The sequence below is a fragment of the Actinokineospora baliensis genome (genome assembly GCF_016907695.1).
In the GTDB taxonomy this organism is placed as follows: domain Bacteria; phylum Actinomycetota; class Actinomycetes; order Mycobacteriales; family Pseudonocardiaceae; genus Actinokineospora; species Actinokineospora baliensis.
In genome coordinates this window covers 537,453-559,200 of record NZ_JAFBCK010000001.1, presented here as the reverse complement: position 1 = coordinate 559,200, position 21,748 = coordinate 537,453, and the positions used below count along the sequence as shown (strand labels likewise).

Genomic DNA, 21,748 nt, shown 5'->3' with positions numbered 1-21,748 from the left:
GAGCGGCAGCACATGACCAGCGAGCAGACCTTGGTGGCGGGGCGCTACCGGCTCGGCGCGCGCATCGGCAGCGGCGCCATGGGTGTGGTCTGGCAGGCGCGCGACGAGCGGCTGCACCGCACCGTCGCGGTCAAGCAACTGCTCTCCCAGCCGGGGCTCTCCGCCGACCAGGCCGAGGAGGCCCGCCAGCGCGCCATGCGCGAGGGCCGGATCGCGGCCAGGCTCGCGCACCCCAACGCGATCACCGTCTACGACGTGGCCGAGCACGACAACGAGCCCTGGCTGATCATGGAGTACCTGCCGTCGAAGAGCCTGGCGACGGCGCTGACCGAGAGCGAGGTCCTCGCCCCGGTCGAGGCGGCGCGGATCGGCACCCAGATCGCCGCGGCCCTCGTCGCCGCGCACGCGGCCGGGATCGTGCACCGCGACGTGAAGCCCGCCAACGTCCTGCTCGGCGAGGACGGCACCGTCAAGATCACCGACTTCGGCATCTCCCGCGCGACCGGCGACATCACCGTGACCGCCACCGGGATGCTGGCGGGCACCCCCGCGTACTTGGCGCCCGAGGTCGCCAAGGGCGAGGCGCCCACGCCCGCGGCGGACGTGTTCTCGCTCGGGTCGACCCTGTACACGGCCGTCGAGGGGCACTCGCCGTTCGGGCTGTCGGAGAACACGCTCGCGCTGCTGTACGCGGTCGCCGCGGGCAAGGTGACGCCTCCGCGCCAGGCCGGGCCTCTTACGGCTCTGCTGATGCAGCTGCTGCGCGCGGACCCGACCGAAAGACCCACCATGACCGCGGCGAAGGAGGCCCTCGCGGCCGTCGCCGCAGGCAAGCCCCTGCCCGCCGTGGCCATGCTGAACCAGCGCACGGTGCCCGCGCCCCGCCCGACGAACCTGCCGCCGGTGACCGGCACCCGCCTGGACGTCAACCCGTTCGCTGAGCCCACCCCGTCGGGCCCGATGCGCCAGCAGTTGCCGCCCCGCAACTACACGCCCCCGCCGCCCCGAACTCCTCCGGGTGGCGTTGTCCGCCAGCCCCCCGCGCCGGAGCGCAAGAAGAAGCACGACGTCCGCTCGGTGCTGCTGACGGTCCTGGCGATCGTCGCGGCCGCCCTGATCGGCATCCTCGTGGCGAGCGTGTTCTCCAAGAACAACACCCCCCAGGGCTCAGGCCCCGCCAGCACCTCCAGCGCGGCGCCCACAACCACCACATCAGCCCGCCCCACCACCACTGCACGCCCGACCACAACGCGCGCAACCACCACAACGCCGCCGCCCACCACCACGGCCGCCCCCGGCCCGACGGCGGAGCAGTTGGAAGGCGCCCTGCGCGACTACTACGCGCTCCTACCCGCCAACCCCCAAGCCGCCTGGGAACTCCTGACCGACAAAGCCCGCGCCAAGTCCAAGGGCTACGAGGCCTTCTCCGGCTTCTACGCCGACCAGGAATCCGTAGAACTCCTCAACCCCAAAGCCGACGGCGACAAGGTGACCGCCCAGGTCAAGTTCGTCACCAAAAAGGGCAAGACAAGCCAAGAGCCCTACGTCTACGCCTTCGCCGAGGAAAACGGCAAACTAAAGATCGACAACTTCGCCCAGGCCCGCAACGGCTGATCACCTGCGCCACCACCGCCTTCGCGCATTCCGCTCCGCGATGGCCAGATTCTTCCGGCTCGACTGGGTGTCTGGGTGATCATCGCCCAGTATGCGGCGGCGTGCCTCCAGTGTGGCGCGGTGTAGTTCGGCTGCTTCGTGGTGGTGCCCGAGTTGGTGGAGGGCGTTGGCGAGGTTGTACTGGCTGTTGAGTGTGTGTGGGTGGTTGTCGCCGAGTGTGCGGCGGCGTGTTTCGAGTGTGGCGCGGTGTAGTTCGGCTGCTTCGTGGTGGTGCCCGAGTTGGTGGAGGGCGTTGGCGAGGTTGTACTGGCTGTTGAGTGTGTGTGGGTGGTTGTCGCCGAGTGTGCGGCGGCGTGTTTCGAGTGTGGCGCGGTGTAGTTCGGCTGCTTCGTGGTGACGTCCGAGTTCTTTGAGGGCGTTGGCAACGTTGTTCTGGCTGTCGAGGGTGTGTGGGTGAATATCGCCCAGTATGCGGCGGCGTGCCTCCAGTGTGGCGCGGTGTAGTTCGGCTGTTTCGTGGTGGTGCCCGAGTTGGTGGAGGGCGTTGGCGAGGTTGTTTTGGCTGTTGAGTGTGTGTGGGTGGTTGTCGCCGAGTGTGCGGCGGCGTGTTTCGAGTGTGGCGCGGTGTAGTTCAGCGGCTTCGTTGTAGCGACCAAGTTTGGAGAGGGCGCCAGCGAGGTTGTTTTGGCTGTTGAGTGTGCGTGGGTGGCTGTTGCCGAGTGAGTGGCGGAATGCTTCCAGTGTGGCGAGGTGCAGTTCAGTGGCTTCGTTGTAGCGGCCGAGTTGATTGAGGGCGTTGGCGAGGTTGTTTTGGCTACTGAGTGTGTCTGGGTGATCGTTGCCGAGGTGGGCTGATTCGATCTGAAGGACGCGCTGCCGGAGAATGGTCTCTGTAGCGGAATTGCCGCCAGCAGAAAGCTCTTCCGCGGCGGTATCGAGGGTGTCGCGGGCGTCGAGGAACGTCTCGGCGTTATCCAGGTCAGTGAGTGCGACGAGGTGTGGCGCCAAGAGGTGCAGGGTGGGCCAGCCGGGGCGGCCCTCGGCTGCGGTGGTGGTGGTGAACTCCATCAGGGCCGCATCGACAGTGGCCTGGAGGCTGTTGTCCAGCAGTTGGTTGGTTTCGCGGACCAAGGGGTGCAGAACGACTACCGGGACCGGCTTGCCGCGGGTGTCGATCAGGCCGTAGCGGTGTAGTTGGGCTAGCGCCGCGTCTACCTCAGGTTGGGTGCCCTCCGACGAGAGGGCCGGGCTGATGAGAGCGATGGGGATGGGTGCCTCGGCCAGGAGGGACAGGGCTCGTAGCAGCGGGCGAGCCAGTGGGTGGCCGTCGTCGGTGATGTGGTCCAGGGAGAGTTCCCAGGTGTAGCCGACTAGCTTGCGGGCGGTTTCGCGGTCGGTGGCGTCTGGGCGTGGGGGTAGCACGCTGGCTGACTTGTCGGTGAGGGCTGTGAAGGTGCGTAAGCGGGCGGTTGGCGACGCTAGGGCTGTTCCTGCCGCGTGTAGGGCCAAGGGCAGGCCGCCTAGGCGGGCGGAGAGGGCCTCGGCGTCCTCGGCGGAGCCCGCCTGCGGGGCTAGGTCGCGGAGGATTCGGCCGCCTTGGGGTGGGGATAGTGGCGAGAGGTCTACTAGGTCGGCGTCGCGGCCCCAGGTGTCTGGGGAGCGGTCGCGGCTGGTCACCAGCACGAGACCAGTGTCAGAGGGGCGAATCCAGCCGCGGTAGGTGGAGAGCGGCTCGGCGGGGCTGACCACGCTGGGGTCGTCGATGTTGTCGAGTACCAGGGTCCACCGACGCACCGAGGACAAGTGTCGCCACACCAGGTCGGGGATGCTTGCGCCGGACTTCTGGGCCGCGTCCACCGCGGCCGTTGGCAGGCCCAACGTGCACGCCACTTCGATCATCAGCGCCGTCAACGTCTCCGGGTCCTGCCAGCGGATCCAGAACACCGTCTGCCCAGCGCGCTCGTTGGCCACCGCGGCGGCGAGGGTGGTCTTCCCCATGCCACCTGGCCCGCAGATCACCACCAGCCCGGTCTTCACCCCGGCCCGCGCCAATTCGGATTCCCGGCCCCGCAACACAACCGCACCCACCGCCGGCGGCCGCAGCGACCGGGGTGCGGCGGGACCTGGTGTCAGCTCAACGCTGTCGGCCTGTCGGGGCCAGAGGATGATCAACTCGATCAGCACCGCCAGCAGCACCAGCACCGCCAACGACAGCCCGACCTTCCACGGATCCTTGAAGAACTCCGGGACATTCTCGGTCGCGTAGTTGGTCACCACAGCCGCTAGGGCGAGTACAACCCCTGCGACCGCGGTCAGCAGGGGGACCAGGACGTGCCGCCTCATACCGTCAAGATCTCATCCCGGGGCCATGGCGTTGCAGAATCACCCGATCGTGCAGGTTGGGCTTGGGGGCGGGGTTCTGGGTTGCCGGGGGCGGGGCTGGGGCGCAGGGTGCGGGGGGACGAGAGGAGCCCCGATGGCGATCTGCGACACCTGCGGCAATGACTACTGGATGGCGTTCGAGGTGCGGACGGTCAGCGGGCAGGTCTACACCTTCGACTGCTTCGAGTGCGCGGCGACGAAGCTGGCGCCGGTGTGCGAGCACTGCTCGTGTCGGATCCTGGGGCACGGGGTGGAGGTCGAGGGCCGGTTCTACTGCTGCGCGCACTGCGCCAGGTCGGTCGACGAGCGGTTGGGGGAGCGGATTCGGGATGCGGTGGGGGCGCACCCCGGGTGAGGCAGACCCGGCCCCATCCGCGCGGGGCGGTGGGGCCGGGTCACCCGGTCAGCGGCTGGCTTTCAGGGTGATCTCCAGGGTGTTGCCCGGCCCGGCGACGAGGCCGCTGAGCAGCGGGGTCAGCGGACCGCAGCCCGTCAGCGCGGGCAGGGTGTAGGTGCCGGACAGCTTGCCGCCCTGGATGGGGTCGAAGCCGGGCTTGGACTTGAGCGGGATCCGCGCGGGGGTCGAGGTCTGGCAGCCCTGGCTCGCGCTGATCGGGAACCCGAGCACGCTCACCTTCGGCAGTTTCACCACCACGTTCGACACCGTGCTCAGCGCACCACCCGCCAGCGTCCCGGTGGTCAACCCGACCTGCTCGAACCGCACCTGCGCGGTGACCGGCACCAGCCCCCACAACCGGAACCGCCCAGTGGTCGGGTTGAGCGCCAACGTGGCGTCGACGGCCCCGGTGGCGAGCACGACCTGGGCGTCGATCCCGCCGGTGAGCGGGAGGGAGCCGTCGAGCGCGCGGAGCTTGCCGGTACCGGTGAGGTCGTAGCCGTACTTGACCACCGGCGGCCCAGTGGTCGGCTTGGTCCTCGCCGTGACCGCTGCACTAGCCGCCGAAACATTCCCCGCCGCGTCCTTCGCCTTGACGGTGAAGGAGTACTCGGTATCAGCGGCCAACCCGGACACCGTCACCGAAGTCCCTACGACACTCGTCGCAAGTGTTGCCCCGCGGTAGAGGTCGTAGCCGACGACGCCGACGTTGTCAGTGGCGGGGTCCCAGGCCAGGGATACCGAGGTATCGGTGGTGCCGGTGGAGCGCAGGTTGTTCGGGGCGCTGGGTGCTGTGGTGTCCGGTGTGGACTGGGTGCGGGCGGTGAGCGGTGTGCTTGCGGGAGAGGCGTTTCCTGCGGCGTCTTTCGCTTTGACGGTGTAGGTGTGTTCGGTGTCTGGGGTTAGTCCGGTGATGGTTGTGGTGGTGTCCGTGGTTGTGGCGATTGGTGTGTTGCCTTCGAAGACCTGGTAGCCGGTGACGCCGACGTTGTCGGTGGCGGGGTCCCAGGTCAGGGTGATCGAGGTTGGCGTGGTGCCAGTCGAGCGTAGGTTGCCTGGGGCGGTAGGCGCGGTGGTGTCTGGTGCGGGTTGGGTGCGGGCCTTGAGTGGTGCGCTCGCCGGGGAAGTGTTTCCTGCGGCGTCTTTCGCTTTGACGGTGTAGGTGTGTTCGGTGTCTGGGGTTAGTCCGGTGATGGTTGTGGTGGTGTCCGTGGTTGTGGCGATTGGTGTGCTGCCTTCGAAGACCTGGTAGCCGGTGACGCCGACGTTGTCGGTGGCGGGGTCCCAGGCCAGGGTGATCGACGTGGGCGTTGTGCCGGTGGAGCGCAGGTTGCTGGGAGCGGTGGGTGCTGTGGTGTCTGGGGCGGGTTGGGTGCGGACGTTGAGTGGCGCGCTCGCCGGGGAGATGTTTCCTGCGGAGTCCTTTGCCCGGACGGTGTAGGTGTGTTCGGTGTTGGGGGTTAGGCCGGTGATGGTTGTGGTGGTGTCGCTGGTGGTGGCGACGGTTGTGGTTCCTTCGAATACTTCGTAGGCGGTGACGCCGACGTTGTCGGTCGCCGGGGCCCAGGTTAGGGAAATTGAGGTTGCGGTCGTGCTGGTGGAGCGCAGATTGCTCGGCGCTGTCGGGGCTGTGGTGTCTGGGGTGGACTGGGTGCGGACTGTTAGAGCCGCACTTGCGGGGGAGGTGTTTCCTGCGGCGTCCTTGGCGCGGACGGTGAATGAGTACTCGGTGTCTGCGGTGAGGCCGTCGATGGTTGCCGAGGTTCCGGTGACCGACTTGGCCAGTGTCGCGCCTTGGTAGATGTCGTAGGCGGTGACGCCGATGTTGTCTGTGGCTGCGTCCCAGGTTAGGTCGATGGTGGTCTGGGAGGTGCCGGTTGAGCGAAGGCCGCTGGGGGTGCTTGGTGCGGTCGTGTCTGGAGCTGCCGAGGTTCGGGCTGTCACCGCTGGGCTCGCGGCGGATACGTTGCCTGCGGCGTCCTTCGCGCGCACTGTGAAGGTGTACTCCGTATCTGCGGTCAGTCCCTCAACCGTCGCTGAAGTGCCGGTGACGGATGTGGCTAGGGTCGCTCCCTGGTAGACGTCGTAGCCGGTGACGCCGATGTTGTCTGAGGCCGTGTCCCACGCGAGAGCGACACTCGTTTGGGTCGTTCCGGTCGACCGCAAGCCGCCAGGCGCACTCGGTGCTGTCGTGTCCGGAGCCGGGGAAGTCCGGGCTTTCACCGCGGCACTCGCCGGTGAAGTATTGCCGGCAGCGTCCTTTGCGCGCACCGTGAAGGTGTACTCCGTGTCCGCGGTCAGCCCGTCGACCGTCGCCGAGGTCCCGGTGACGGAAGCGGCCAGGATCGCCCCCCGGTAGACGTCGTAGCCGGTGACGGCGACGTTGTCCGAGGCTGCGTCCCACGCGAGGGTGACACTGTTCTGGGCTACGTCGGTGACCCTGGGGTTGCTCGGCGCGGTCGGTGCCTGCGTGTCCCCCGGTGCGGTGATCGCGATCTCCGCGAACAGGTTGTTCTGCCCGGCCACCTGCGAGCACGCCGAGTCGAAGGTGCCCAGTGGTGCTGTGCCGTCCGGTTTCTTCGGGGTCAGGCGCAGCAGCAGGTCCTTGATGAAGATCCGCACCGTCCCCACCTGCGGTGCCGTGATCGACGGGGCCCGGCCGGTGGCGTTGACGATGAAGTCCTGGCCGGTTGGGGGGACCGGTTGCACCGGCACGGTCGCGGGGACCTCCAGCGGCAGGGTCAACCCGGGCATGACCAGTTCGGTGTTGGCGACCGCGCTGCCCTCGATGGTGACCGCGCCGATCAGGTTCATGCCCTGGGTGGCGGTCGGGCCCGCGTTGGACACGGTGTCGATCACGAACTCCGGGGACGGCGTGCCCAGCGGCAGTTCGGTCGGGATGTCGCCCTTGACCGTCACCTTGACCTGCTGGGTGCCGATCAGCGGGAACGGGCAGGTGTAGTTGAGCGTGATCTCCCGCGGTGCCGCCGCTCCGGTCCCGGAGCCGACCAGCACCCCGGTGGCCACCAGCGCGGCGACCGCGCCGATGGCGGTGGCCGCTCTCCGTCGTGCGCTTCCGAATTCCACGCTGGCTTCCTCTCTGGACGCCCACGCCCGGAAAACGGCACGGCGAAACAACCGCTCCGTTGTGGCGGGTGTGTTACGGGCAAGCTAAGGGGAAGACAAATGAAACAGCCGGCGCGTGCGGCGGGCAATACCGGAACCGAATTCCGGAATAACTTGTCATCGGCCGACAAATTCGGCCGCGGCGCTTGTCGGCGCTACATGGCCCACGGTGTGAGCGGCACCCCGTCGAGCATCGGCAGCACTCCGGTCCGCTGCAGCGCGACCGCGGACATCCACACCGCGACCACGGTCAGCGCGGGGCCGACCAGGGCCATCTCGACCCGGCCGCCGGTGCGCATCCGCAGGAACTTCGGCGGGGCGACCGGGTACCAGGTCTTCCAGGCGATCGGTACGGGCCACAGGATCGGGCAGCCCTGCTCGGTGATCGCGTCACCGAGGTAGTGCGCGATGCAGCCGATGCCGACCGCGACCCCGCAGGCCGCGGCGTCGGCGGTGGTCTGGTCGGTCCACTTCAGGCAGGCGTAGGTGAGCAGCAGCGCCGTCCCGGTGATCCACAGCGCGTCGTTGCGCGGGCACCACTTGTGCATGATCCCGCGCACCGCGAGCCCGCTGAAGAAGAACATCAGCACCGGCAGCGCCCACGACCGGCTGGTCTGGATGATCGCGGTGGTCACCACGGTCGCGATCAGCGCGAACACCAGCGTGTGGGTGAAGCCGCGGTGCCCGCCCTCGCGCTTGGAGTCCCGCTTGGTCCTGGTCACCTTGTAGATGCCGCGGCTGATGGTGTTGAAGATCTTCGACGCGGCCTGGGTCACCGGCCCGAAGGTCGACGAGACGGTCGACTCCGGGTGGTCGAGGTCGGGTAACAGCGCCGCCCCGGTGGCCAGGACGGCCCCGACCAGCCAGCCCTTGGCCGACAGGCTGCCGATGGCGGTGCCCTCGGCGAGCGCGGTGACCGCGGCCCACGCGGCGAGCCCGCTCATGGCGTGCGTAGGACCGGTCGACACCGGAGACCCCCAGGAAACTCGAAAGCCGACGAACGCCGCTCACTCTAGGATCCGCGGGGTGCCGCTCCCGCCGTTTCCGATCAAGACCCGCCGACTCGTTTTGCGCCCCTACGGCCCAGAAGACGCCGACCAGCTCTACCGCGCCCAGTCGCGCGAAGACGTGACGCAGTACCTCTACTGGGGTCCGCGCACGCGCGAAGAGGCCGAGGCGGCGCTGGCCGACCGGATGACGCGAACCGCGCTGACCGCCGAGGGCGACCGCGTGATCCTCGCCGTGGACCTGGCCGAGACCGGCGAGCTGCTGGGCGAGGTGCACCTGGCCTGGGTCAGCGAGGAGCACCGGACCGTCGAGATCGGCTACATCTTCCACCCCGACCACGCGGGCCGCGGCTACGCCACGGAGGCGGCCGCCCAGCTGGTGCGGACCGCGTTCGACGACCTCGACATGCACCGGGTGATCGCGCGGCTCGACGCCGACAACGCGGCCTCGACGCGGCTGCTCGAACGGCTGGGGATGCGCAAGGAGGCGCACTTCGTGCGCAACGAGTTCGTCCGCGGCCGGTGGGCCGATGAGGCCGTCTACGCGATGCTGGCCAGCGAGTGGCCCTCAGCCCAGGTCGCGGAACCGTTCGTGCGCGGCCTGCCTGGTCACGCCTAACGCCTGGCCCACCTCGCTCCAGGACGCCCCCGAGGTGCGGGCGGCGGCGACGGCGCGCTGGGTCAGCGGCCGGTGCCACGCCTCCACCTCGTGCAGCAGCTTGAGCGCGACCGCCGGGCGGGTCTTGATCAGCTCTTCCACCTGCTCGCGCAGCACGTCGGACTTGACCAGCAGCCAGCTCGGCGGTTCGGCCTCGACCGCGGGCAGCGCGTGCGCGCGGAACCAGTGCGCGGTGGCCTCCTCGCGGTCGCGGAAGTGCCGGTCGGCCGTCCACCCGCAGTCGCAGTGCGGTCGCAGGTCGGTCACGCCGCCGCGGTGGCCCGGGAGGTCCATGTCGTGCATGTCTGTCAGGATACCTTGACGGCCTACGATCCGGGTGACCGCGCCCACAGGCGTGGTGCGCCCGGATAGCAGTACGCTTGTACCGTTTGAAGGCGTAGAAGGCGAGAGGAGCACCGCGGCTCATGGCCAAGATCAAGGTCCAGGGGAAGGTCGTCGAACTCGACGGCGACGAGATGACCCGGATCATCTGGCAGTTCATCAAGGACAAGCTGATCCACCCCTACCTGGACGTGGACCTGGAGTACTACGACCTGGGCATCGAGCACCGCGACGCCACCGACGACCAGGTGACGATCGACGCCGCCAACGCCATCAAGCAGCACGGGGTCGGCGTCAAGTGCGCCACCATCACCCCGGACGAGGCGCGGGTCGAGGAGTTCGGCCTCAAGAAGATGTGGGTCTCGCCCAACGGCACCATCCGCAACATCCTCGGCGGCGTGGTCTTCCGCGAGCCGATCATCATCTCCAACATCCCGCGCCTGGTGCCCGGCTGGACCAAGCCGATCATCATCGGCCGCCACGCGCACGGCGACCAGTACAAGGCCACCAACTTCAAGGTCCCCGGCGCCGGTGAGCTGACCATCACCTTCACCCCGGCGGACGGCTCCGAGCCGGTCAAGCACGTGGTGGCCAACTACGGCCCCGACGGCGGCGTCGCGATGGGCATGTACAACTTCACCAAGTCCATCGAGGACTTCGCGCGGGCCTCCTTCTCGTACGGCCTGCAGCGGGACTACCCGGTGTACATGTCGACGAAGAACACCATCCTCAAGGCCTACGACGGTGCCTTCAAGGACATCTTCCAGGCCGTCTTCGACGCCGAGTTCAAGGCCGAGTTCGACGCCAAGGGCCTCACCTACGAGCACCGCCTGATCGACGACATGGTCGCCGCCGCGATGAAGTGGGAGGGCGGCTACGTCTGGGCCTGCAAGAACTACGACGGCGACGTCCAGTCCGACACCGTCGCCCAGGGCTTCGGCTCCCTCGGCCTGATGACCTCGGTCCTGTCGACGCCCGACGGCCGCACCGTCGAGGCCGAGGCCGCGCACGGCACGGTCACCCGGCACTACCGCCAGCACCAGGCGGGCAAGCCGACCTCGACCAACCCGATCGCGTCCATCTACGCCTGGACCCGCGGTCTGGCCCACCGCGGCAAGCTCGACAGCACGCCCGAGGTCACCGGCTTCGCCGAGACCCTGGAGCGCGTGGTCATCGAGACCGTGGAGAGCGGCCGCATGACCAAGGACCTGGCGCTGCTGGTCAGCAAGGATCAGGAGTGGCAGACCACCGAGGAGTTCCTCGCGACCCTCGACGAGAACCTGCAGAAGGCCGCTGGCTGACGCTCTCTCGTTGGACGGCCCCCGTGCTCAGGCGCGGGGGCCGTTCTGTTGCGCGCCCGTGACTGACGGTGCCCGGCGTTGGCTCCAGTGGGTGGTTCCGGCCACGGGCACTGGCGCGCATCAGGGCGGGTGCGGGACCGTGGAGGGGATCCGTCCGCGCACCGTGGAGTGTGAGTCGTGTTGCTGCCCAAGGGCACCCTGCTCGTCGGCGGTGGCATCGTCGCCGTCGCGATCATCTACTCGATGGGGGTCGAGCCGCCCAACGGCGAGTCGGCGCCGACCAGTGGCGTGGGCGGGTGCCGGGTGGCGGTCACCGCTGACGTGCTCAACGTGCGGGCCAAGCCGGAAGCGGCGGCGGAGATCGTGGGCAAGTTCAAGAGCGGCGCCGAGAGCGACGCGGACAAGCTCGTGCAGAACGGGTACCGCAAGCTCGGCGAGAACCGCTGGGCGTCCAACGAGTTCCTCAAGCCGCTCGAAGGTCGCGACTGCGGCTAGTCATAGGGTGGTGGCGTGCTGACTGTCGCCACCGTCAACGTGAACGGGCTGCGTGCTGCCGCCAAGAAGGGCTTCCTGGAGTGGCTCGCCGCCACCGAGGCCGACGTCGTCTGCCTGCAGGAGGTGCGCTCCCCGGTCGACGAGCTGCCCGCGGAGTTCAGCGAGGGCTGGCACGCGGTGCACGCCGAGTCGACGCTGCTGCGCGGGCGCAACGGGGTCGCGGTGTACTCGCGGGAAGCGCCCGAGGCCACCCGGGTCGGCTTCGGCGTCCCCGAGTTCGAGGCCAGCGGCCGCTACGTCGAGGCGTGGTTCCCCGGCGTGGTCGTCGGCAGCGTCTACCTGCCCAGCGGCGAGGTCGGCACGCTGCGGCAGGACCAGAAGGAACGCTTCATGGAGACGTTCCTGCCGTACCTGGTGGAACTGCGCGCCAAGGCCGCCGCCGACGGCCGTGAGGTCCTGGTCTGCGGCGACTGGAACATCGCGCACCAGGAGATCGACCTCAAGGCGTGGAAGGCCAACCGAAAGAACGCGGGCTTCACCCCCGGCGAACGCGCCTGGATGGGCAAGCTGTTCACCGAAGCCGGCTACCGCGACGTCCTGCGCCAACTGCACCCCGAGGGCCCCGGCCCGTACACGTGGTGGTCCTACCGCGGCAAAGCCTTCGACAACGACTCCGGCTGGCGCATCGACCTCCACGTCGCCACCCCCCGCCTCGCCGACCGCACCACCACCATCGCCGTCGAACGCCCCGCCAGCTACGACGCCCGCTGGACCGACCACGCCCCGGTCACGGCTGTCTACAACTGGCCGCCGACCGACTGAGGTGGTGGCCGTGCACGAGCTCGTCGCGGCCAGGTTGCCGCAGATCGAAGACCTCTGCCGCCGGACCGGGGTCCGCAGGCTCGACCTGTTCGGTTCAGCGCTCGGCGTGCACTTCAACCCCGCCACCAGCGATGTCGACGTCCTCGTCGAGTTCGTCGACGGCCCCGAGTTCGACGCCTTCTTCTCGCTCAAGGAGGGCCTTGAGGCCCTGCTCGGACGCCCGGTGGACGTCGTGACCACCGCTGGTCTGCGGAACCCGTACTTCCGGCAGCAGGTGCTGGAAACAAGGGAGACGCTCTATGCCGCCGCGTGCGGCCCGCTGGCGTGACCATGCCCCGTCGCTGCCCTCTGATAACTGGCCGCCGACCGAGCCTGGCGCCTGACGCGGCAGGGCCGCTTGGGGGTCACCCGGGTAGGTGGTCTGTGGGGCGCCTGTGGGTCACCCCGAGCAACCTCGCGCTTACCCACAGTTCCGCCGCGCGACCAGGGCATCGGTGACCAGCGCCACTGCGCTGACTGCCACGTGGCCATCTGGTGATCGACTACCCCGTGCCGCCGGGGGGCGTGTGCAGGGCTAGTCTCGCGGGCGTCAACCGAACGTGCGGTTCCGGCCGCCACGATCGGTCGCGGGTTCCGGGGACCAGGCCGATGGTGCTAGTCCAATCGAGGGACGGTAGAGCTGTGTCAAGTGGTGTCGATTCGTGAGCGCGTGGACTCCGCGCGCGCTGGTGGCTCGCATGGCGGTCGCCACGGCGGGGGCGGTGGTTTTCGCACTCGGGTCCGACCAGGTCGCTTCGGCCGCCGTTGACGGGGGTGCGGTGGAGAGCAGCGTGCCGTTCACCGTGGCCGGTCCGGTCGGGATCGCGGCGGTGATCGTCGGGGTCGGTGGGTTCGCCGTGGGGCTCGTGCGCAGGCGCAAAACGACCAAGGCGCCGGTGCCCGTGGTGACGCCGTTGAAGGTGCCCGCGCCGCGGCGGGCGCACCAGGCCGACAACCGGGCCTAAAGCACCTAAAAGCAAAGCAAGAGCCCCCCGTGCGAACACGGGGGGCTCTTGGCGTAAGAACTAGCGAACAGCGGCCAGGGCGTCGATCAGACCCGAGCCGTAGAACCCGCGACCGGAGCGACCACCCTCGCAGGTGGCCAGCCAAGCGCCGGTGCCATCCGGGTCGTACACGCCGCTGGGGCACGCCTGGCGGTCGGCACCGACGTGCAGGGCGCCGATGACCAGCGGGGCGGGCCAGTTGCGGTGCGTGGAGCGGATCAGCGCGACCACACCGGCGGCGTGCGGGGACGCCATCGAGGTGCCCTGCTTGTAGCCCCACGCGCCACCGACGACGGTCGAGAGCACGCGGCCGTTGGCGTCGGGGGTGGTCGGGATCTGCATCCGGTCACCGCCGGGGGCGGCCACGTCGGTCTCGGTGATGCCGTAGTTGGAGAAGTAGGACTTCTCGTTCTTCACACCGGTCGAGGACACGCCGACCACGCCGTCGATCTCGCTGGGCAGGTTGAGGCATTCGGGGCCGGTCTCGCGGGTCACCGGGGTGCCGTTGTTCGGGCTGCCGGAGTCGGTGATGTCGTGCGAGAGGTCCCAGTTGCTGTTGCCGAGCGCGGCGACGTTGACCACGCCGCGGTGCGCCGAGTAGTTCACCGCGCGGGTCACGGCGGTGATCACGGCGCGCTGGTCGGCGTCGGTGCGGCACCACAGGAACCACGGGTCGATGAAGTACGAGTTGTTCGTGACGTGGATGCCCTTCTCGGCGGCCCACACGAACCCGCAGATCGCGTACTCGGGGTAGATGTAGCCCTCGTCGTCGACGACCTTCACCGAGGCCAGCTTGACGTTGGGCGCGACGCCGACGACGCCGACACCGTTCTTGGCCGCGGCGATGATGCCCGCGACGTGGGTGCCGTGGTCGCTGGTGGTCGGCGCCCAGGCGGCCGGGGAGGTGTCCGGCACGCCCTCGTTGGTGCAGCCCACCGAGCGGGACGCGTCGATGTTGGGGGCGAGGTCGGGGTGGGTGGCCTCGATGCCGGAGTCGAGCACGCCGACGACGACGTTGGGGCTGCCGCCGGAGCGGGCGTGCGCCTGGTCGGCCTTGATGGACTTGAGGTTCCACTGGTTGACCGTCAGCGGGTCACCCGGGTCGGTCGGGTTGCCCTTGCCGCCGTTGGTGACGACCGCCTCGGTCGCCTCCAGCGTCTTGGCGTTGCCCTGCGCGGCGGCGATGCGCGCCGCGGGCGGGGTGGTGGCCAGCTCGGCGAGGTTGCGGGTCGCGCCCGCGCCGCGGACGCCCTGCTTGCCGCGCACGACGGTGGCGAAGTCGGCGCTGGTCGAGGTGGCGATGACGACGCCGATCTGCGGCCAGCTCTTGAGCACGGTGCCGCCCGCGGCGCGCACCGCGCGCTCGACCTGGCCGAGGTTGCGGCCCTCGTCGCCGAGGACGACGAAGTGGGCACCCCCCGCCGCGGCCGCTGCCGGGGCCGCGGGGGCCGCGCTGGCCTGACCCGCGGCGGTCGCCAGACCGGTCGCGGCGGTGGCGAGCACCACCGCGGCGCCGAGCAGGCGGAGTCGGGAACGTCTGTGCACGGGAGAACCTCCAGGTCGGGGATCGGGTGGCCAGGCGCCGGTCGGGCGCGCGCGAGGCGCGGCTGGCCTGCCGAGAACCTGTCACCTTGGGACGGTGCGCACAATCCGCCGGTTGGGCCAGCGCATCCGGCGGGGGCCGTGCCTGCGACACTGGGGGTGTGTCCACCGAGAGCAGCCCGGAGCGCAAGCCGCGCGTGTTGTCCGGCATCCAGCCGACCGCCGACTCCTTCCACCTCGGCAACTACCTCGGCGCGGTGCGCCAGTGGGTGGCGCTGCAGGACACCCACGACGCCTTCTACTTCCTGGCCGACCTGCACGCGATCACCGTCGAGCACGACCCGAAGCTGCTGCGCAAGCGCACCAGGGTCTCCGCGGCGCAGTTGCTGGCCCTGGGCCTGGACCCGGCGCGCACGACGCTGTTCGTGCAGAGCCAGGTGCCCGAGCACGCCGAGCTGGGCTGGGTGATGCAGTGCCTCACCGGGTTCGGCGAGGCCGGTCGGATGACCCAGTTCAAGGACAAGTCGGCCAAGCAGGAGGTGGTCAGCGTCGGGCTGTTCACCTACCCGATCCTGCAGGCGGCCGACATCCTGCTCTACCGGCCGCAGTACGTGCCGGTCGGCGAGGACCAGCGCCAGCACCTGGAGCTGACCCGCGACCTGGCGCAGCGGTTCAACTCGCGGTTCGGCAAGACGTTCACCCCGCCGGAGCCCTACATCCTCAAGGACACCGCCAAGATCTACGACCTGCAGGAGCCGGGGGCGAAGATGAGCAAGTCCGCCTCCAGCCCCAACGGCATCATCGAGTTGCTCGACGACCCGAAGGTCTCGGCGAAGAAGATCCGCTCCGCGGTCACCGACACCGGTCGGGAGGTCGTGTTCGACCAGGAGAACAAGCCGGGCGTGAGCAACCTGCTCGGCATCTACTCGGCGCTGACCGGCCGGGGCATCGATGACCTGCAGGCGGACTACGCGGGCAAGGGGTACGGGGACCTGAAGAAGGACCTCGGCGAGGTCGTCGCCGAGTTCGTCACGCCGGTGCGCGACCGGGTCAAGTCCTATTTGGACGACCCGGCCGAGCTGGACAAGGTCCTGCGCGCCGGTGCCGAGCGGGCTCGAGAGGTCGCCTCGGCCACGCTGTCGCGGGTGTACGACAAGGCGGGTTTCCTCGCCTAGTCGCGAGTCGCCTAGCTGTAGTCGACGGTCCAGGTGCTGCCGGTGAACACCGCGTTGGCCCTGGTCTTGCCGCCGGGGAAGCTGAGCCGGACCGCGGCGGTCGCGCCGGGGTCGACGACGGCGCCCGCGGCGTAGCGCGCCAGGGTGAGCCAGTACTCGGGGTGCGGGTCGAAGGTGAGGTCGACGCCCGGTTCGGTCGGGGCGACGAAGGTGGCGGCGCCGTCCATGCCGATGCCGACGCAGCCCCGGCGGTAGGCGCCCGCGCCGGGCACGGTGTCGTCCTGGAACACGGCGAGAACGCCGTCTGGGTGGTTGCCCGGCTCGCGGCGGAAACCGAAGTTCCCCGCCCTATAGGACAATCCGGCGACGTTGTAGCGGGCGAGCCTCGCGTCGAGGATTCCGGCGCGGCCGTAGTCGACGCCGTCGTGGAGGTTGCCCTGCCTGCCGTGGACGAAGCAGTAGTTCAGCGACCACTCCAGCGCGACGGTGGTGCCGGGGCGGGAGAGGCGGGCCAGCCAGGCCAGCGGGACGGCGTTGTCCGGCAGCGACGGCGAGCTCTGGAACACCACGGCGTTGCGTCCGTCCACAGTGGAACGGTTGGTGACGGACACGGAGTGCTGGGCGCCCAGCGACGGAACCAGGTCGGCGACGTCGACGCCCTGGAGGGTGTGGGTCATGGTGACCTTTCATGATCGGTGCAGAGACGGATTCCGCCGACGCTAGGGGGTGTCGGGCCCCGGGGAGAACGATGATCACCCGTTCTCCGCACAACTGACCCCGTTCGGGCGATTGGCCGGGCGGAAACCCGCTCGTCCGAAGATCTTTCGCGTTGCGGCCGCGGCCTGGGCGGCTAGAGTTCCCTTGGTGACCGAGAACGAGTCGGCCCTGACCCGGCTGCGCGCCCGTCGGCCTGCCATCGACCACCTGATCCGGGCCTTCGACGCGTTCACCGAGCGCTACGGCAACCACTTCGCCGCGTCGATCACCTACTTCAGCGTCCTGTCGCTGTTCCCGCTGACCCTCATCGGCGTCGCCGTCCTCGGTTTCGTGCTCAACGGCCAGCCGGACACGCTGAAGGACCTGCGCGACAGCATCGTCAGCGCCGCCCCGACGAGCATCCGGCAAACCCTGAACGACCTGGTCACCACCGCCATCGACGAACGCGGCAAGGTCGGGATCATCGGCCTGCTCACCGCCGCCTACACCGGCCTCGGCTGGATGAGCAACCTCCGCGACGCGCTCACCGCGCAGTGGGGCCAAAAGCTCGACCAGCGCCCGTTCTTCCGCGGCATGCTGATGGACCTCTTGGCCCTACTGGGCTTGGGCGTCGCACTCGCCGTTTCTTTTAGCCTCAGCGCTATAGGCAGCGGTCTCGCCGACACCCTGCTCGACGCAGTAGGCCTGGGCGGCTACGGGTGGGCGAAAGTCGTGCTGTTCATCGTCGCCACTCTGCTGTCTATAGGCGCCAACTGGCTCGTCTTTCTATGGGTGATCGCACGGTTGCCGCGCAGGCCGGTGAGCGCCAAGAGCGCGGTACGCGGAGCCCTCGCCGCCGCGATCGGCTTCGAAATCCTCAAGCTGGTCGGCACCCTTTACTTGAACACCGTCCTGGGCGGCCCGCTCGGCGCCATCATCGGCCCGATCGTCGGTCTGCTGGTGTTCGCGAACCTGGTGTCCCGCTTCCTCCTGTTCATCACAGCCTGGACCGCCACCGCCAAGGAGAACATCGTCAAAGAACCCCCGGCGGCCCCACCTCCCGCAGTGATCCGCCCGGTGGTCGAGGAAGCCCGCACCCCCCGCCTGAAGGAATCCCTGGGCCTGATCGGCGTAGGCGCCCTCCTCGGCATGGCCCTCCGCCGCCGGAAGTAGGCCTTCTTCAACGTAAGAGCCCGCCCAGCTCCTCGGAGCTGGGCGGGCTCTATGCGTAAGAGGTGTGATCAGCCAGCGGCGGCGCGGGCGGCTCGAGCGGCGCGGGCGCGCTTGCGGCGGAACCAGAGTCCGAATGACACCAGCACCGCCACGCCCGCGAGCGCGACCAGGGGGGCGCCGTAGTTGCCGAAGGCCGAGCGCTGGGCGTCCGGCGGGAGGGCGGTGTCCGAGTTGCCCTGCGTCGTTCCCGCTGGCGGCTGGGTGGACGACGTGGTGCCGATGCCGGTGTCCTGCTTGGGCTGGGCTTCTGGGGCGTGGTCGACGAGCTGGCCGACCGGCTTGGACTTCTCGGTGGCCAGGGCGAAGCCGTAGTCGAGGAGGCGGGACGCCTGCTCGGCCAGGGGGTTGGGGTTGAGCTCGCCGCGCAGGAGGACGACCGCGATGCGGGTGTTGCCGCGCTTGGCGCCACCCACGTAGGTGTGGCGGGCGTCGTCGGTGAAGCCGGTCTTGCCGCCGGTGAAGCCCTGGTAGCGGCCGAGGAGCTTGTTGTCGTTGACGACCTTGTAGCCCGGTTTGGTGCCGTAGCCGGGGAAGTCGATCGACTTGGTGCCGACGGCCTCGGCGAACTCCTTGTGCTTCATGGCCGCGCGGAAGACCAGGCTCAGGTCGTAGGCCGAGGTGCTCATGCCGGGGCCGTCGAGGCCGGACGGGGTGGCGGCGCGGGTGTCGAGCGCGCCGATCTCCTTGGCCAGCGCGTTCATCTTCTCCAGCGCCGCGGGCACGCCGCCGAGCTGCCCGGCCAGCGCGTGCGCGGCGTCGTTGCCCGAGCGCATCAGCAGGGCGAACAGCAGTTGGCGGACCGTGTACTGGCCGCCGGGGCCGACGCCGACCTTGGTGCCCTCCTGGTTGGCGTCCTCCTGGGTGCCGGTGACGACCTCGTCGAGGCGCAGCTCGCGGATCACCACCACGGCCAGCAGCGTCTTGATCAGCGACGCGGGCCGCTCCCTGGCGTGCGGGTCCTTGGCGGCCAGCACCGCGCCGGTGTCGATGTCGGCGATCACCCAGGACGCCGAGGTGACCTCGCCCGCGATCGCCGCCTTGGCGCCGTTGGGCACCACCAGGCCGCACTCGCCCATCCGCGTACCGCCGACCGGCTCCTTGGGCACCGGCAGCGGCTCGGGCGTCGGCTGGCCGGGCAGCGGCTCCTCGGAGGTGTCCACCGGGGGCGGCGGCCGGTCGTGGTTCTGGCACTGGGCGCTGTTCGAGGTCGGCGCCTGGGCCCCCGTCGTCTGCTGCGTGGCCCCGCGGACCACCGGCTGCGCGGCCACCGGGGTCGCGAGCGTGGCCCCGAAGAGCAGGGCGCACAGCGGGACGAAGAGGGCGGTCACGGTCCTGCGGGCTGCGAAGCGCACCTCTGCAGGGTAGGGCCTGTCACGATCCGGCCACGATCCGGCCTGTCACCCACACGTGGGTAGCCGCCGTCCGCGCTGGATACTGCCGGTATGAGTCGGCGGGCAGCGTTGTTCCTGGTGGGGTTCGGGGTGTGGTCGTGGGTGATCTGGCCCATGTTCCTGCGCAACATCTGGGTCGACCCGCGGTCGTTCGCGCCTGGGCCGACCGGGTTCTTCCTGGTGCACGCCCTGCTGACGGCCGCTTCGCTGCTGTTCGGCACGATGATCGGCGTCATCGGCTGGCGGGCCTGGAGGAGGAGTTAGCCGTGGAGTTCGTCAGACACCTGCTGGTGTTCCTGCACCTGCTGGGCATGGGCGCCCTGATCGGGGCGCTGCTGCTGCAGTTCCGTTCGCCCGAAGTGGTGAACAAGGGGTGGTTGCACGGGGCCGGGTTGCAGCTGATCACCGGGATCGCCCTGATGGCGTTGGCGCCGCTCACCGGGGCCGAGTACAACCACATGAAGCTCGGCATCAAGCTGCTGGTGGTCGTGGCCATCCTCGGTTTGGCGTTCGCGTTCACCGCCAAGAAGGTGAACCCGCGCTGGCTGCCGCCGGTGCTGGGCGGGCTGGTCGTGCTCAACGTGGGGCTGGCCGTCTTCTGGACCTGAGGTTACCGATGGGTAGGATGCGGTCATGGCTACCGGGCGTGAGTTCGACGTCGTGTTGTTCGGGGCTACCGGGTTCACCGGCCAGCTGACCGCTGAGTACCTGGCGCGGCACGCGCCCACCGGAACCCGGTGGGCGCTCGCCGGGCGCACCAGGGCGAAGCTGGAGGCCGTGCGCGACCGCCTCGGCGTCGACAGCGTCGGGTTGCTGACCGCGGACGTGAACGACCCGGCCTCGCTGAGGGCCGTCGCGGAGGCCGCCCGGGTCGTCATCTCCACTGTGGGCCCGTACATCACCTACGGAGATCCCCTGGTCGGCGCCTGCGCGGCGGCCGGAACCGACTACGTCGACCTCACCGGCGAACCCGAGTTCGTCGACCGCACCTACCTGCGCCACCACGCGAAGGCGGTGGAGACCGGCGCGCGCCTCGTGCACAGCTGCGGCTTCGACTCGATCCCCCACGACCTCGGCGTGCTGTACACCGTGAACCAGCTACCGGCCGACGTGCCTCTTACCGTCAACGGCTACCTCACCGTCTCGGCCTCTATCTCCGGCGGGACCCTCGAGTCAGCCGTGAACGCGTTCTCGCGGCTCGGCGCTATGCGTAAGGCGGCTGCCGAGCGTCGTAAGGTCGAGCCGAGGTCGCAGCGAAAGGTGCGCGGCAGGGGCAAGGCAGGGCGCGTGACCGACCTGGGCATCTGGGCGGTACCGCTGCCGACCATCGACCCACAGGTGGTCCTGCGGTCCGCCCGCGCGCTGGACCGGTACGGCCCGGAGTTCAGCTACGGCCACCACCTGGCTGTTAAGCATCTGCCCACCGCCTTGGCCATCTCCGGCGGCGCCGCCGGTCTTATCGCCGCGTCCCAGGTGCCCCCGCTGCGCAAGTGGCTGGTGAACCGCAACCCCGCGGGCCAGGGCCCCACCGAAGCCCAGCGCGAACGCTCCTGGTTCAAAATGACCTTCATAGCCACCGGCGGCGACCACCGAGTCCACACCGAACTCACCGGCGGCGACCCCGGCTACGGCGAAACCTCCAAGATGCTCGCCGAATCAGCCCTCTCCCTGGCCTTCGACGACCTCCCCACCACCGCGGGCCAGGTGACCACCGCGACCGCCATGGGCACCGCCCTCATCGACCGCCTGGTGGCAGCGGGCATCGAGTTCCGCACGGTGTCCTCAGCGGTCCGAACCTAGCGGGGCAACTCCGCCGCGAGGTCGACAGCCTGCCGGAAGATCGTCGGATCCGGCTTCCCGGACACGGCAGCGCCCTCGGCGACGACCAGGACATCCCTGCTCGGCCGGGAGCGGAAAGGCGTGCCGGTGAACCGCACGCCCTGCTGCTTGAGGAGGTCGAACCCGAGCGACTTGACGCTGCCGGTGCCATCGGTGTCGATGAGCGCCTTGAGCGGCCGCACGTCCTTCGCGGACCGCATCCGCACCCACGCCACGGACACGACGAACGTGTTGCCCGCCGGATCGGCCAGGGTGAACAGCGTCCGGTCGAGGTCCGCGCAGGGGTTGCGCAGGAAGAAGTCCCGGACCTGGCCGTAGGAGTTGATGGCGCAGTCCAGCGCGTTCTCCGTGGCCTCGCGGACATTGCGCAGCCGCAGCTTGCGCCAACCGTCGTCCGCCTTGGTCTTGCGAGCACCGCGGTTCGGCTTCGCGGCCGCCTCAGCCCGCGCCGCCGCGTTGGCCGCGGGCACCGCCGCACCCGTAGCCGCCCCGCCCGCCCCGCCGACGACCGCCAACCCCACGGCCGCCGCCGCGACAGTCACCCCAGCTCCGCCCTTGACCCACTTGCCGTCCCGCCCGCGCGGTTGGCTTTCCCAGCCCATGAGCCCCCTCTCCTCGGTGCAGGAGAGTGGCAGTGCTGCCGCGCGCAGGAGTACGCATCGGTGCGGGTTCACCCGATCGTGAG

Annotated in this window: 21 protein-coding genes; 13 read left to right on the top strand and 8 right to left on the bottom strand. The window is 69.5% G+C overall.

Annotated features, from left to right (window positions below):
• Positions 1-12: 12 nt before the first annotated feature.
• A complete protein-coding gene (locus tag JOD54_RS02195) occupies positions 13-1,614 on the top strand; it encodes a serine/threonine-protein kinase (RefSeq protein ID WP_204448945.1) in 1,602 nt (533 codons plus the stop codon).
• Here the strand turns inward: JOD54_RS02195 and fxsT are convergent, their stop codons facing one another.
• Positions 1,615-3,816, bottom strand: coding sequence for an FxSxx-COOH system tetratricopeptide repeat protein (gene fxsT / locus JOD54_RS02190; RefSeq protein ID WP_307860502.1), 2,202 nt, complete (start codon positions 3,814-3,816; stop codon positions 1,615-1,617).
• Between the two features lie 274 nt (positions 3,817-4,090).
• Here fxsT and JOD54_RS02185 point away from each other — a divergent pair, with 274 nt between their 5' ends.
• On the top strand, positions 4,091-4,351 hold the full coding sequence (locus tag JOD54_RS02185; RefSeq protein ID WP_204448943.1) for a metallothionein: 261 nt from the start codon (positions 4,091-4,093) through the stop codon (positions 4,349-4,351).
• Positions 4,352-4,399: 48 nt separating this feature from the next.
• On the opposite strand, the gene JOD54_RS02180 is transcribed toward JOD54_RS02185, so the two are convergent.
• Together JOD54_RS02180 and JOD54_RS02175 are read right to left on the bottom strand one after the other, a co-directional pair.
• Positions 4,400-7,480 carry a fibronectin type III domain-containing protein gene (locus JOD54_RS02180; RefSeq protein ID WP_307859796.1) on the bottom strand — a complete coding sequence of 1,027 codons (3,081 nt, stop codon included), beginning with the start codon at positions 7,478-7,480 and terminating at the stop codon, positions 4,400-4,402.
• A 194-nt stretch (positions 7,481-7,674) separates the two neighbouring features.
• Positions 7,675-8,487 carry a metal-dependent hydrolase gene (locus JOD54_RS02175; RefSeq protein ID WP_204448942.1) on the bottom strand — a complete coding sequence of 271 codons (813 nt, stop codon included), beginning with the start codon at positions 8,485-8,487 and terminating at the stop codon, positions 7,675-7,677.
• 58 nt (positions 8,488-8,545) lie between these two features.
• Between JOD54_RS02175 and JOD54_RS02170 the strand changes: the two genes are divergently transcribed.
• The gene (locus JOD54_RS02170) at positions 8,546-9,145 is read left to right on the top strand and encodes a GNAT family N-acetyltransferase (RefSeq protein WP_204448941.1); all 600 of its coding nucleotides are present in this window, start codon (positions 8,546-8,548) and stop codon (positions 9,143-9,145) included.
• On the opposite strand, the gene JOD54_RS02165 is transcribed toward JOD54_RS02170, so the two are convergent.
• Complete coding sequence (locus tag JOD54_RS02165; RefSeq protein WP_204448940.1) at positions 9,095-9,487, bottom strand: hypothetical protein; 393 nt, start codon at positions 9,485-9,487, stop codon at positions 9,095-9,097. The genes JOD54_RS02170 and JOD54_RS02165 overlap by 51 nt on opposite strands.
• 122 nt (positions 9,488-9,609) lie before the next feature.
• Between JOD54_RS02165 and JOD54_RS02160 the strand changes: the two genes are divergently transcribed.
• From JOD54_RS02160 to JOD54_RS02140, 5 genes are all read left to right on the top strand, one after another.
• Entirely contained in the window at positions 9,610-10,827 is a 1,218-nt protein-coding gene (locus tag JOD54_RS02160) for an NADP-dependent isocitrate dehydrogenase (protein ID WP_204448939.1), read from the top strand.
• A gap of 177 nt (positions 10,828-11,004) precedes the next feature.
• Positions 11,005-11,322: an SH3 domain-containing protein gene (locus JOD54_RS02155; RefSeq protein WP_307859795.1), complete on the top strand. Its 318-nt coding sequence runs from the start codon at positions 11,005-11,007 to the stop codon at positions 11,320-11,322.
• Between the two features lie 15 nt (positions 11,323-11,337).
• Positions 11,338-12,144 (top strand): exodeoxyribonuclease III, encoded by an 807-nt coding sequence (locus tag JOD54_RS02150; protein WP_204448938.1) that lies wholly within the window; start codon positions 11,338-11,340, stop codon positions 12,142-12,144.
• 10 nt (positions 12,145-12,154) lie between these two features.
• Complete coding sequence (locus JOD54_RS02145) at positions 12,155-12,472, top strand: nucleotidyltransferase family protein (RefSeq protein WP_204448937.1); 318 nt, start codon at positions 12,155-12,157, stop codon at positions 12,470-12,472.
• A gap of 373 nt (positions 12,473-12,845) precedes the next feature.
• Positions 12,846-13,148, top strand: a complete 303-nt coding sequence (locus JOD54_RS02140; RefSeq protein WP_204448936.1) for a hypothetical protein — start codon at positions 12,846-12,848, stop codon at positions 13,146-13,148.
• Between the two features lie 60 nt (positions 13,149-13,208).
• Here the strand turns inward: JOD54_RS02140 and JOD54_RS02135 are convergent, their stop codons facing one another.
• Entirely contained in the window at positions 13,209-14,732 is a 1,524-nt protein-coding gene (locus JOD54_RS02135; RefSeq protein ID WP_204448935.1) for a S8 family peptidase, read from the bottom strand.
• 158 nt (positions 14,733-14,890) lie between these two features.
• Between JOD54_RS02135 and trpS the strand changes: the two genes are divergently transcribed.
• A complete protein-coding gene (trpS, locus tag JOD54_RS02130) occupies positions 14,891-15,904 on the top strand; it encodes a tryptophan--tRNA ligase (protein ID WP_204448934.1) in 1,014 nt (337 codons plus the stop codon).
• An 11-nt stretch (positions 15,905-15,915) separates the two neighbouring features.
• On the opposite strand, the gene JOD54_RS02125 is transcribed toward trpS, so the two are convergent.
• Complete coding sequence (locus JOD54_RS02125; RefSeq protein WP_204448933.1) at positions 15,916-16,581, bottom strand: RhiA family protein; 666 nt, start codon at positions 16,579-16,581, stop codon at positions 15,916-15,918.
• A 184-nt stretch (positions 16,582-16,765) separates the two neighbouring features.
• On the opposite strand from JOD54_RS02125, the gene yhjD reads away from it, so the two are divergent.
• A complete protein-coding gene (gene yhjD / locus JOD54_RS02120; RefSeq protein WP_239573254.1) occupies positions 16,766-17,773 on the top strand; it encodes an inner membrane protein YhjD in 1,008 nt (335 codons plus the stop codon).
• A gap of 68 nt (positions 17,774-17,841) precedes the next feature.
• Here yhjD and JOD54_RS02115 read toward each other — a convergent pair whose 3' ends face one another.
• The gene (locus JOD54_RS02115; protein WP_307859793.1) at positions 17,842-19,185 is read right to left on the bottom strand and encodes a D-alanyl-D-alanine carboxypeptidase family protein; all 1,344 of its coding nucleotides are present in this window, start codon (positions 19,183-19,185) and stop codon (positions 17,842-17,844) included.
• Positions 19,186-19,275: 90 nt separating this feature from the next.
• Between JOD54_RS02115 and JOD54_RS02110 the strand changes: the two genes are divergently transcribed.
• Genes JOD54_RS02110 through JOD54_RS02100 form a run of 3 tightly spaced genes read left to right on the top strand, consistent with a single transcriptional unit; the run spans position 19,276 to position 21,024 of the window.
• Entirely contained in the window at positions 19,276-19,488 is a 213-nt protein-coding gene (locus tag JOD54_RS02110) for an SCO4848 family membrane protein (protein ID WP_204448932.1), read from the top strand.
• Between the two features lie 2 nt (positions 19,489-19,490).
• Complete coding sequence (locus tag JOD54_RS02105; protein ID WP_204448931.1) at positions 19,491-19,832, top strand: hypothetical protein; 342 nt, start codon at positions 19,491-19,493, stop codon at positions 19,830-19,832.
• A gap of 25 nt (positions 19,833-19,857) precedes the next feature.
• The gene (locus tag JOD54_RS02100) at positions 19,858-21,024 is read left to right on the top strand and encodes a saccharopine dehydrogenase family protein (protein ID WP_204448930.1); all 1,167 of its coding nucleotides are present in this window, start codon (positions 19,858-19,860) and stop codon (positions 21,022-21,024) included.
• Here the strand turns inward: JOD54_RS02100 and JOD54_RS02095 are convergent.
• Complete coding sequence (locus tag JOD54_RS02095; protein ID WP_204448929.1) at positions 21,021-21,665, bottom strand: hypothetical protein; 645 nt, start codon at positions 21,663-21,665, stop codon at positions 21,021-21,023. The two genes, JOD54_RS02100 and JOD54_RS02095, sit on opposite strands and share 4 nt — an antisense overlap.
• Positions 21,666-21,748: the final 83 nt, after the last annotated feature.

What these genes read in the sequence shown, in the direction of transcription:
- JOD54_RS02160 (WP_204448939.1), top strand. Translation starts at nt 9,610, where the DNA reads ATGGCCAAGATCAAGGTCCAGGGGAAGGTCGTCGAACTCGACGGCGAC.
- JOD54_RS02185 (WP_204448943.1), top strand. Translation starts at nt 4,091, where the DNA reads ATGGCGATCTGCGACACCTGCGGCAATGACTACTGGATGGCGTTCGAG.
- JOD54_RS02165 (WP_204448940.1), bottom strand. Translation starts at nt 9,487, where the DNA reads ATGCACGACATGGACCTCCCGGGCCACCGCGGCGGCGTGACCGACCTG.
- JOD54_RS02095 (WP_204448929.1), bottom strand. Translation starts at nt 21,665, where the DNA reads ATGGGCTGGGAAAGCCAACCGCGCGGGCGGGACGGCAAGTGGGTCAAG.
- JOD54_RS02100 (WP_204448930.1), top strand. Translation starts at nt 19,858, where the DNA reads ATGGCTACCGGGCGTGAGTTCGACGTCGTGTTGTTCGGGGCTACCGGG.
- JOD54_RS02125 (WP_204448933.1), bottom strand. Translation starts at nt 16,581, where the DNA reads ATGACCCACACCCTCCAGGGCGTCGACGTCGCCGACCTGGTTCCGTCG.
- JOD54_RS02110 (WP_204448932.1), top strand. Translation starts at nt 19,276, where the DNA reads ATGAGTCGGCGGGCAGCGTTGTTCCTGGTGGGGTTCGGGGTGTGGTCG.
- JOD54_RS02195 (WP_204448945.1), top strand. Translation starts at nt 13, where the DNA reads ATGACCAGCGAGCAGACCTTGGTGGCGGGGCGCTACCGGCTCGGCGCG.